Genomic DNA, 9,028 nt, shown 5'->3' with positions numbered 1-9,028 from the left:
CGCACGCCCGAACGTTCGTAGGGGTCGCGTACGAACGCGGGACCGTGCAACTGGACCCACAGCAGACGGCCCTCGTGGTCGTCGACATGCAGAACGGCTTCTGTCACCCCGACGGGAGCCTCTACGCACCGGACAGCGAGGCGGCCATCGAGCCCGTCACGGGGCTCGTCGACCGCGCCCGCGGCGCCGGCGCGAGCGTCGTCTTCACCCGCGACGTCCACCCGCCCGAGCAGTTCGAGGACGCCCACTACTACGACGAGTTCGACCGCTGGGGCGAACACGTCCTCGAAGGCTCCTGGGAGGCCGAACTGGTCGCGGAACTCGACCCCCGGGACGACGACCTCGTGGTGGAGAAACACACCTACGACGCCTTCCACGAGACCCAGCTTGCGGGGTGGCTCGACGCCCACGGCGTCAAGGACCTCGTCGTCTGTGGGACGCTCGCGAACGTCTGCGTGCTCCATACGGCCTCCAGCGCCGGGCTACGGGATTACCGCCCCGTCCTCGCCGAGGACGCCATCGGTTTCATCGAGGAAGACCACCGGGAGTACGCCTTAGAGCACGCCGACTGGCTCTTCGGCGAGGTCGTCGAGCGCCGCGAGGTCGACTTCGAGTGAGGGCCTCATGCCCCGCCGCGGCTGACGGTCACCTCGACCCGCTCGCCGACCGCCAGGTCGACGTCCTCGCCGACCAGCTTCACGCCGGCCTCGTCGCGCGAGCAGAACAGCGCCACGCCGGTGACGGGGTCGCCGTTGGCGACCACCGCCAGGTCGTCCCAGGCGACAGTGCGCCCGTCGGCGACGCCGACGCGCTGGCCGGCCAGCCGCGCGATACCGCCGTCGTCCCCGAGTAGCCCGCCCCACTCGTAGTGTGGGAGACCGCCGTCGAGGACGCCGCCGCCGGCCGCCAGCCCGACGAACCGCTCGCCCGGGGCGGGGTGGGTCGGCGAGTCAAGCCGCGCCCACGTCTCGCCTGCCTCAGTGACCGTGCCCGTGCCGTCCCACGCCAGCCCCTCGACGTTGACGCCCGCCTCGACGGGGAGCGACCCGGCCGCGCGGTAGGGGTTTGCCCCCTCGTTCCGAAAGCCCAGGTGGACGTGGTTGGGCACCCACGGCGCGAAAAAGCCCGCCCGGACCAGTTCGCCCAGGTCGTCGCCCACGGCGACCCTGTCCCCGGCATCGACCCCCGGTTTCACGTGGAGCAGGCGAGCGACGTAGTCGCCGGTGTCGACGAGAATCAGGTAGTCCGCCTCGGCGGCGTAGGCTTTCGGCGGCGCCCGCACCGCCTTCGTCTCCAGCACCTCACCGGCGACCGGTGACGGCGCTCGCTCCCCCTCGGGGTAGAGGTCGATGGCACACCCATCGTCGTGGGCCTCGAACGGGGAGTTGTACAGCGAGAACCGGTAGTACTGCCGGAGGACCCTTTCGGGGACGGTGACCGCCATTGGCCCCGGTTGGGAACGGGTCAGTATGTGGCTGTCGCCCGAGGGTTCATCAGTGATACCGAGCCCACGGCCGCGTGTGCGCTGAGTCCTGCCGCGGCGGGTCCCGCGGGAGCGCGACACAGCCCGCCGCGAGCTGTCGTGTCGCCTGTTCGCTACCGGCGGGAGTTTAGTCTCCCGGCCGTCTACCGACGCTATGCGACTGCTCCGGGGACGGGTGAACGACCACGAGCGAGACCACGAACGGACCCGGCAGATGGTCGCCCGGACCGCTACCGATGCCGAGCCCGCCCTGCGAATCTGGCGCCCGCCCCGACAGGTCGCCTTCGGACGGCGGGACCGACGGGCCGAGGGGTACGACCGCGCCCGTGTAGCGGCCCGTGACCGCGGCTACGCCGTCCTCGAACGCGAGGTCGGCGGCCGGGCCGTCGCCTACACCGGTTCGACCGTCGCGTTCGCGCTCGCCGAGCCGACGGCCGACAGTCGCGAGGGTATCGGCGACCGGTACGACCGCGTGAGCGGTGCCGTCCAAACCGCCCTCGCGGCCGTCGGCGTCGACGCCAGTGAGGGGGAACCGGCCGGCTCGTTCTGTCCCGGCGTCCACTCGCTGCGGGCCGGCGGCAAGCTCGTCGGCATCGCCCAGCGCGTCCGGCAGGACGTGGCGCTGACTGGCGGCATCGTCGTGGTCCGTGACCGCGCCGCCATCGGCGACGTGCTCGCTCCCGTCTACGACGCGCTGGGTGTCTCGTTCGACCCGGATAGCGTCGGGAGCGTCGCCCACGCCGGCGGCGATACTGCCGGAGTACTCGACGCCCTCGCGACGGCGCTCGTCGGTGACCGGACGGTCACCGCCCGCGACCGCATCCGAGACACTTAGGGGCTCGCCCGGTCCAGGGTGGGTATGCTCATCCGCAACGCCACACTCGCGGACGGCCGACAGCGGGACGTCCGGGTGCGCGGCGAGACCATCGCCGAGGTCGGTCGGGGCCTCTCGGACGATGACGAGCGCACCGTCGACGTCTCGGGCAAGCGGCTGTTCCCGGGGATGATAGACGCCCACGTCCACTTTCGCCAGCCGGGCTACCCCCACAAGGAGACGTGGGCCAGCGGCTCCCGCGCGGCGGCCGCCGGCGGCGTGACCTGCGTGGTCGACCAGCCAAACACCGACCCGCCGACCGTCGACGGCACGGCCTTCGACGAGAAGACCGAGTTCGCCGCGGACTCGCTCGTCGACTGGGGCCTCAACGGCGGCGTCACTGCCGACTGGGACCCCAAAAGCCTGTTCGAGCGCCGCCTGTTCGCGCTCGGCGAGGTGTTCCTGGCCGACTCGACCGGCGATATGGGTATCGAGCGCGGGCTGTTCGAGGAGGCCCTGGCGGCGGCCACCGACGCGGGCGTCACGGTGACGGTCCACGCCGAGGACGCCGACTACTTCAACGACGACGCGACGGTCCGGGACGATGCCGACGCATGGAGCGCCTACCGAACCGCAGAGGCCGAGGAGCGCGCCGTCCGCCGCGCCTGCGAGGCCGCGAAACAGGTCGGCGCCCGCATCCACATCGCCCACACCTCGACGCCGGAGGGCATCGATATCGCCGCCGACGCGGGGATGACGACGGAAGTGACGCCCCATCACCTCCTGCTCTCGCGCCGCGACCTGCGGGAGCTTGACACCTACGGGCGGATGAACCCGCCCCTGCGCCGCGAGAAGCGCCGGCGCGGAGTGTACGAGCGGGTCGCCGACGGCACCGTGGATATGATCGCGACCGACCACGCACCACACACGAGAGCGGAGAAGGACGCCAGTATCTGGGACGCCCCCTCCGGGGTGCCGGGCGTCGAGACGGCGTTGCCGCTCCTGCTCGCGGAGGCCGCCGACCCCGATACCGCGCTGGGCTACGAACGGGTCCGGGACCTGACCGCGACGAACCCGGCCGCCGTCTTCGATATCCCGCAGAAGGGCGCCATCGAGCCCGGGAGAGACGCCGACCTCGTGCTGGTCGACACCACCGAGACGACCGAAATCCGGGCCGACGAGCGCCACACCGACTGCGGCTGGACGCCCTTCGAGGGGTTCGATGCCGTCTTCCCGGAGTGGACGATGGTCCGGGGAACGACGGTGTTCGAGCGCGGCGAGGCGCGGAGCGCCTCGGACGGGTCGAGTGGCGCGGAGCGGAGCTCCGCGGACCAATCGAGCGGGCGGAGCCCGCGAGATGACGGCGACGACACGGAACCGCGAGACGACGCCGAGGGCGACGTGTTCTACGACCACGCGGGCGAGAACGCCCGCGACGCCGACGGCGAGCTTATCGGGTAGGCGCTCAGGCGGGCCGATGCGGCCTCCCGGCCATGCTGGGCACGTCTGGGCTAGTGGTCCCGTTCGGTCTCCACCGTCGCTTCGGGGTCCTCGTCTTTCGCCAGCCGATACGCCGGCACCGGCAGGAAAACGCCGAAGACGAGCCGATAGACGGCGACGCCGGCGCCGCCGCCGCTCAGCGCCGCGGCGCCGACGACCGCGGCCGAGGCCGGCAGCGTGAGGACGAAGCCGACGCCGACCCCGACGGTGACGAGGAAGGCCGCCACCGTGGCGACCTCGGGGTAGACGCCCGGCACGACGTCGTGCTCCGCGAGATACACCGAGACGGCGATGAACGCGGCGGTGGTCAGACCGACCACGGGGACCGCGCGGACGGCCTCGCTCCCCCCGCTGAACAGCCCGGTCCCGAGCATGATGGCGGCCAGAAACAGGTCGGATTGCAGGACCGAGCGCTCCTCACTTCTCATCGACACCGAACTCGTGGCCGCACTCGGGGCAACACACCTCGTCGTGGCGCAGCGCCGCCGAGTGTTCCCGCACTTCCCGCATCACCGAGGAGATGCGGTCCTCGGCCTCCATCTCGTCCTCGACGGCGAGGTCGACGCCCTCCACCTCCAGCAGGAACTTCGCGACCTCCGTCGACTCGTACATCACGTCGTCGAGTTCCTCGGCGGTGAAGAAGTCCGACATCGCCCCGTAGAGGAACGTCGCCCCGGCCTTCCGGACCTTCTCCTCGAAGGAGGCGCGGGCCTGGTTGACCGCCTGGGGCGTGTAGGTGTCGGTCATGAACGGGACGAGTTCGGGGAGGTTCTCGCCGATTTTGGTCATCTCGACGCCCGTCTCGGTCCGGAAGTCGGCACAGAGGCGGGCGATGGCCCACTCCCGAGCGGTGATGTAGGTCCGCTCGCGCAGGAACTCGTTGGCGCGGTCGTAGGTCCCGCTCTCTATCTTGGTGAACCGTTCGTACTTCCGGACGTCCTCGGGGATAGCATCGGACTCCGGCGACTGGGGGTCCGCGGCGTCGGGTTCGTCGTCGCCGGCCGTCTCGTCGGGTTCGTGAGGCGAGACGACCCGTGTCGGCTCCTCGTCCTCGGGCGGCGGTGTCATGGGCGACTCTGTGTGCCCGCGGCGAAAAAGCGTATCGCCCGCCACCGGTCGCCCCCGTCGCGCGGGCCGTGCGACGTGCCACTGGGATTTTTGACAGATGCCGGGAATGGGCCTACATGGACATTCTACTCGGTGTGGGGGGGAGCGAACTGTCGTACCAGGCGCTAGAGGAGACGATAGACCGCGCACAGACGGCCGGTGACGAGCTGACAGTCGCTATTTTCGACAGCGAGGAGGAGAGCTCCGGCGTCGACGAGATACGGGCGCGGGTCGAGGAGACGCTCGCCGAAAGCGGCTTCGACGCGACGATACGACGGTTGGAGGGCGATTCGCCGGGGAGCGAGCTCATCGCGCTGGCCGAGACCGAAGGGTTCGACCGCATCGTCCTGGGTGGGGGCAAGCGCTCGACGCTCGGAAAGATACAGCTCGGCGCCATCGTCGAGTTCGTCCTGTTGAACTGCCAGATTCCGGTGACTCTCATCCGATGACGCGCGACTATCCGGCCGAACCGGCAGACGAGTTCCCGCGACCGCCCCGGACCGTCACCGACCGCGAGGGACGCGACGTGGAGTTGGTCGCGGCCGACGGGGCCGACCGCGACAGCGTCCTGGAGATGTACGCCGCCTTCGACCCGGCCGACCGGGCACAGGGTATCCCGCCGTCCCGGGAGGATGCCATCGAGGAGTGGCTCGATACGATACTCAGCGAGGACACGCTGAACGTCGTCGCCGTCCACGACGACGCCGTCGTGGGCCACGCCACGCTGGTGCCCGACAACCACGGCGAGCACGAACTCGCCATCTTCGTCCTGCAGTCGTTCCAGGGGGCGGGCATCGGGACCAACCTCGTCGAGACGCTGCTGGGGTCGGCCCAGTCGGAGGGGTTCGAGAAGGTGTGGCTGACCGTCGAGCGGTGGAACGACCCCGCGGTCGCGCTGTACCGGAAGGTCGGCTTCGAGACGACCGAGGCCGAGAGCTTCGAGATAGAGATGAGTATCCGGCTCTAAACCGACAGTACGGGCTGACTGGCGTATTCGAGGACGTAGGTCGCGGCCCGACCGACGGCGTCGTCGCTGCTGTCGGCCCGCGGGATGACCAGGAAGTCGGCGTCGACGGCCTCCGCCACGTCGAGGACGACGCTCCCGGGGTTTTGCATCAGCCGCGTCTGGGAGAACGCCGTCGCCGTCGAGGTGTCGAGGGTGACGTCGTGGCCCCGTTCGTGCGAGCGGTCCCGGACCCGCCCTGTGAACTTCCGGTGGTCCCGTGCGACTGACTCGGGGTCGACAGTCCCCCTGTCGATGTCCCGCCGGAGCCGTTCGTCCAGTACGAACAGGAGGTGGAGGTCGGCGTCGTACCGCGCTGCGATGGCAGTCGCGTACTCCGCGGCTTGCTCGGACTGGTCGCTCCCGTCGACCGGGACGAGCACGAGGTCGATGTCCATCATCACTGTCTGTGAACGGACCGGTCAAAAAGCCATCCCATCGCTCGCAGGCGTCCCCGTCCGATGGGCGGGATTTTTCACTGTCGGCCGAGCAACGGGACGTATGTTCGAAACGGTGGTCATCGCGACGGACGGGTCCGGCAGCGCACAGCGGGCCGTCGAGGCCGCGCTCGACCTCGCCGGGAAGTTCGACGCGACCGTCCACGCGCTGTATGTCGTCGACGAGGGGGAGGTCGAGTCCACCCCCGAGGACGTCCAGGACGTGCTGGAACGGGCCCTGGCGACGACCGGCGGCCGCGCGCTCTCGTTCGTCCGTGAGGCGGCCACGAACGGCGGCGAGACCGACGCCGACGTCGTCACCGTGGTCCGGGACGGCGACCCGGCCACGGAGATAAGACGCTACGCGGACGAGGTCGAGGCCGACCTCATCGCGACCGGGACCCGCGGTCGCCACGGCGACCACGGCTTCCTGCTCGGCAGCGTCGCCGAGCAGGTCGTCCGCAACGCCGCCATGCCCGTGCTGTCGGTCCGCCAGCTCGAGGGGGAGGCCAACCCCGAGCGCGAGGCCGTCTGAGCCGCGGGTCCGCTCCCCCGAACCGTCGGGTTCATTGCCGCTGACTGGCAGGTGTGGACATGGACGACTGGCTCATCGACGACGACCGCCTCTCTATCGGCCGTAAATCAGTGCTCCCCGGTGAGGGGTTTTTCTATCCGGATTCCTTCGAGGAAGAGAAACGGGAGGCCGAGGCGGCGGAGACGCTCGACGGCGCCGGCGTCGTAGTCATCGCCGACCCGGACGCCGACGGACTGGCCTGTACCGCCCTGGTCCGTGCGGCCCACGGCGAGGGCGCGCTGTTGCCCGCCGGCCCGCACAACCTCCAGGAGGCGCTGGCCTGGGCCGCCGAGTACGCCGAGCCCGAGGCGACCGTCTACGTCTGTGACCTCTGTCCCGACAGCGAGGACGACCTGGGGGCCCTCGACGACCTCGTCGCCCGGGTCGAACGCGTCGCGTGGTTCGACCACCACCAGTGGGACGACGAACTGGGCGCGGTCGTCGACGAGTCCGGCGTCGACCGCACCGTGGGCGACAGCGACGAGGTCTGTACCGCCGACGTGGCCCTCGAACAGCTAGAGGCCGACTTCGGCGACCAGTGGACCGAACTCGCGGCGGTGACGCGGGACCACGACCTCTGGATTCGCGACGACGAGCGCAGCGACGACCTCGCCGACTTCTCCTACTGGGCCGAGCCCGAGGAGTACATCGAGGCCGTCGCCGAACACGGTCCCGACCTCTCGCCGGAGGTCCACGAGTTCCTCGCGGAGAAGCGCGTCGAGAAGGAAGCGCTCATCGAGAAGGCCGTCGAGCGGGCCGAACTGCGCGAGGTCGGCGAGTGGACCGTCGGCGTCACCTACGGCCGCTGCTCGCAGAACGAGGTCGCCGAGGCGCTGCGCGAACAGGGCGCCGACGCCGCCGTCATCGTCAAACCCGCCGGCTCGGCCTCGATTCGGGGCACCGAGAACTTCGAGCGCGCCCACGAGGTCGCCGCCCAGGTCAACGGGGGCGGCCACCCCAAAGCGGCGGGCTGCAAGCCCGACATATACGACGACATGATGGACTACGCCCACCACTGGACGACACAGGGCGCGGTGGCGAAACAGGCCATCGTCGACGCGTTCAGACGGCTGCCCGAGGAGCCGGCCGAATAGCGCCGCGAGCGGTGGGGCTACGCAACGCTGATATCCCCGTCGTCCGACAGGCGAAACGATGTCCCTAGCCCTCCAGTGGGACGTGCCGGAGAGCCGCACTATCGCCGGCAACGCCGTCGGAGCCGTGGCTGTGGGTGCGGCGCTGTACGTCCTCGGCGAACCGCTCGGATACGCCGCTGCGGTGGCGGTCGGCTTCTTCGGACTGAATCTCGGAACCGACCTGGCCGAGGCGGTCGTCGGCGACTACGCCGGAAACGCCGTCTTCGGCCTGCTAGTCCTCGTCGGTACCGGCTACGCGGCGACGCTGACTGCGCCGCTGTGGATTCCCGCCCTCGGCGCGGCGCTCGGCGGCTGGTTCCTCCTCGACGGCGTCCAGCATCTTCGCCACGGCGTCACTCGCGACGAGGTCGGCGTGCCGTACCGCCACGAGGGGAGCGTCCTAACGGGCCTCCCGAAGGCCCTGCTCGTCCGGCTGGCGGAACCGTTCCTGCTGTCCCGCTCGCCGTAGCGCTACCCTTCGATTACCCACTTGTCGGAGTACCGCTCCCCGCAGGCACACACCGCGTAGGCGTGGACGACATCACCCTCGCCATAGAGGCCGCCGACCTCCTCGTTTTGTTCCTCGGCGAAGGCGAAGATGAACTTCGTCGTGTGGTTCTCCTCGGGTTCCTCCTCGGCGACGGGGCAGTTGGCGTCGGTGCAGTCGTCGTGGACGACCCCCTCGGTCTGCATGGCCTCCTGGGCCAGCCCCATCGGGTCGATGCCGGTCGCCGACTGGAAGGCCGAGCGGCCGTCGTCGCCGGGCAGCACCAGCACCAGCCCGTCGTCGACCGGGTCGGCATAATCGGCCAGGGCTTCGGGGTTCGAGACGGCGTCCTGGTGGAGGAAAAAGAGGACGTCGTCGGGTCGCTCGCCGGCGAGGAACTCGGCGTGGTTGCTCATACGTCCGGGAGTCGGCCAGCGCCCAAAAGTCACCCGCTCTGCTTGCCTCAAGGATTCTCCCTCCTATCGGACCC

The 9,028-nt window shown here is 70.1% G+C and carries 13 protein-coding genes; 8 read left to right on the top strand and 5 right to left on the bottom strand.

Translation table 11 applies throughout. The features are described from left to right. Positions 1 to 44: 44 nt before the first annotated feature. A complete protein-coding gene (locus tag NJQ98_RS14035; RefSeq protein ID WP_262179754.1) occupies positions 45 to 617 on the top strand; it encodes a cysteine hydrolase family protein in 573 nt (190 codons plus the stop codon). Positions 618 to 622: 5 nt separating this feature from the next. On the opposite strand, the gene NJQ98_RS14030 is transcribed toward NJQ98_RS14035, so the two are convergent. Further along, positions 623 to 1,444, bottom strand: a complete 822-nt coding sequence (locus tag NJQ98_RS14030; protein ID WP_262179752.1) for a DUF8155 domain-containing protein — start codon at positions 1,442 to 1,444, stop codon at positions 623 to 625. Positions 1,445 to 1,637: 193 nt separating this feature from the next. Between NJQ98_RS14030 and NJQ98_RS14025 the strand changes: the two genes are divergently transcribed. Together NJQ98_RS14025 and NJQ98_RS14020 are read left to right on the top strand one after the other, a co-directional pair. Beyond that, the gene (locus NJQ98_RS14025; RefSeq protein ID WP_262179751.1) at positions 1,638 to 2,318 is read left to right on the top strand and encodes a lipoyl protein ligase domain-containing protein; all 681 of its coding nucleotides are present in this window, start codon (positions 1,638 to 1,640) and stop codon (positions 2,316 to 2,318) included. Positions 2,319 to 2,342: 24 nt separating this feature from the next. Further along, positions 2,343 to 3,758, top strand: a complete 1,416-nt coding sequence (locus tag NJQ98_RS14020; RefSeq protein ID WP_262179748.1) for a dihydroorotase — start codon at positions 2,343 to 2,345, stop codon at positions 3,756 to 3,758. A gap of 50 nt (positions 3,759 to 3,808) precedes the next feature. On the opposite strand, the gene NJQ98_RS14015 is transcribed toward NJQ98_RS14020, so the two are convergent. Then, positions 3,809 to 4,225, bottom strand: a complete 417-nt coding sequence (locus tag NJQ98_RS14015) for a hypothetical protein (RefSeq protein WP_262179745.1) — start codon at positions 4,223 to 4,225, stop codon at positions 3,809 to 3,811. After that, a complete protein-coding gene (locus tag NJQ98_RS14010) occupies positions 4,215 to 4,865 on the bottom strand; it encodes a DUF5806 family protein (RefSeq protein WP_262179743.1) in 651 nt (216 codons plus the stop codon). The genes NJQ98_RS14015 and NJQ98_RS14010 overlap by 11 nt, the downstream gene beginning before the upstream one ends. A 116-nt stretch (positions 4,866 to 4,981) precedes the next feature. Here NJQ98_RS14010 and NJQ98_RS14005 point away from each other — a divergent pair, with 116 nt between their 5' ends. Then, positions 4,982 to 5,353 (top strand): universal stress protein, encoded by a 372-nt coding sequence (locus tag NJQ98_RS14005; RefSeq protein WP_262179742.1) that lies wholly within the window; start codon positions 4,982 to 4,984, stop codon positions 5,351 to 5,353. Continuing rightward, positions 5,350 to 5,871 carry a GNAT family N-acetyltransferase gene (locus NJQ98_RS14000; protein WP_262179739.1) on the top strand — a complete coding sequence of 174 codons (522 nt, stop codon included), beginning with the start codon at positions 5,350 to 5,352 and terminating at the stop codon, positions 5,869 to 5,871. The genes NJQ98_RS14005 and NJQ98_RS14000 overlap by 4 nt, the downstream gene beginning before the upstream one ends. On the opposite strand, the gene NJQ98_RS13995 is transcribed toward NJQ98_RS14000, so the two are convergent. Beyond that, the gene (locus NJQ98_RS13995; protein ID WP_262181005.1) at positions 5,868 to 6,305 is read right to left on the bottom strand and encodes a universal stress protein; all 438 of its coding nucleotides are present in this window, start codon (positions 6,303 to 6,305) and stop codon (positions 5,868 to 5,870) included. The genes NJQ98_RS14000 and NJQ98_RS13995 overlap by 4 nt on opposite strands. A 103-nt stretch (positions 6,306 to 6,408) precedes the next feature. On the opposite strand from NJQ98_RS13995, the gene NJQ98_RS13990 reads away from it, so the two are divergent. From NJQ98_RS13990 to NJQ98_RS13980, 3 genes are read left to right on the top strand one after another with little or no spacing between them, the layout of a single operon-like run. Further along, positions 6,409 to 6,879, top strand: coding sequence for a universal stress protein (locus NJQ98_RS13990; RefSeq protein ID WP_262179738.1), 471 nt, complete (start codon positions 6,409 to 6,411; stop codon positions 6,877 to 6,879). Positions 6,880 to 6,938: 59 nt separating this feature from the next. Then, complete coding sequence (locus tag NJQ98_RS13985) at positions 6,939 to 8,012, top strand: DHH family phosphoesterase (RefSeq protein WP_262179736.1); 1,074 nt, start codon at positions 6,939 to 6,941, stop codon at positions 8,010 to 8,012. Between the two features lie 58 nt (positions 8,013 to 8,070). Then, complete coding sequence (locus NJQ98_RS13980) at positions 8,071 to 8,520, top strand: hypothetical protein (protein ID WP_262179734.1); 450 nt, start codon at positions 8,071 to 8,073, stop codon at positions 8,518 to 8,520. Between the two features lie 2 nt (positions 8,521 to 8,522). Here NJQ98_RS13980 and NJQ98_RS13975 read toward each other — a convergent pair whose 3' ends face one another. Beyond that, on the bottom strand, positions 8,523 to 8,954 hold the full coding sequence (locus NJQ98_RS13975; protein WP_262179732.1) for a DUF5807 family protein: 432 nt from the start codon (positions 8,952 to 8,954) through the stop codon (positions 8,523 to 8,525). Between the last annotated feature and the right edge of the window lie 74 nt (positions 8,955 to 9,028).

The sequence above is a fragment of the Haloarcula laminariae genome (assembly GCF_025457605.1).
In the GTDB taxonomy this organism is placed as follows: Archaea; Halobacteriota; Halobacteria; order Halobacteriales; family Haloarculaceae; genus Haloarcula; species Haloarcula laminariae.
This window is presented reverse-complemented; position numbering and strand designations above follow the sequence as displayed.